Source organism: Pseudomonas sp. 21615526, from assembly GCF_013386245.1.
Taxonomy (GTDB): domain Bacteria; phylum Pseudomonadota; class Gammaproteobacteria; order Pseudomonadales; family Pseudomonadaceae; genus Aquipseudomonas.
The window spans coordinates 1-515 of the sequence record NZ_JACAOM010000250.1; the positions used below are offsets into that span (position 1 = coordinate 1).

The 515-nt window shown below is 64.9% G+C and carries 1 protein-coding gene; it reads right to left on the reverse strand.

Features of this window, described 5'->3' with window-relative positions:
- Positions 1–65: 65 nt before the first annotated feature.
- Positions 66–515, reverse strand: a 450-nt coding sequence (locus tag HX786_RS31540) for a GGDEF domain-containing protein (protein WP_177123615.1), incomplete at its 5' end; no start/stop codon positions are given.

The window sequence follows — 515 nt, forward strand, 5'->3', positions numbered from 1 at the left end:
GTGCCTGGGCTCATCGGGCGTACTTCTGCTTCGAGGATGCCCTTAGCGTAGTTGCTGATAACCGCTTATGTGGCCTGGCTGTGAACGATGCGGTTGCGCCCGGAATGCTTGGCGTCATACAGCGCCCGATCGGCACTCAGCAGCAGCTCTTCCAGCGAGCCACGGCTGCGTTTGTCCCAGGTACTGAGCCCGACGCTGACGGTGACCGACAGCGCGTCGCCGTCCGCCGGTGGCAAGTGCTCCACCGCACTGCGGATATGTTCGGCGATGGTGCTCGCACCCTCGCCGTCGGTATCCGGCAGGATCACCGCGAACTCTTCGCCGCCGTAGCGCGCAGCCAGGTCGGCGGGGCGACGAATATTGCTGCCGATGACCCGGGCCACGTTGCGCAAGGCCTCATCGCCACCCTGGTGACCATGGCGGTCGTTGAAGGCCTTGAAGTGGTCGACATCAATCATCAGCAAGGCCAGTGGCTCGCCTGAGCGTTGCGCGCGCTCCCATTCCAGGCGCAGGCG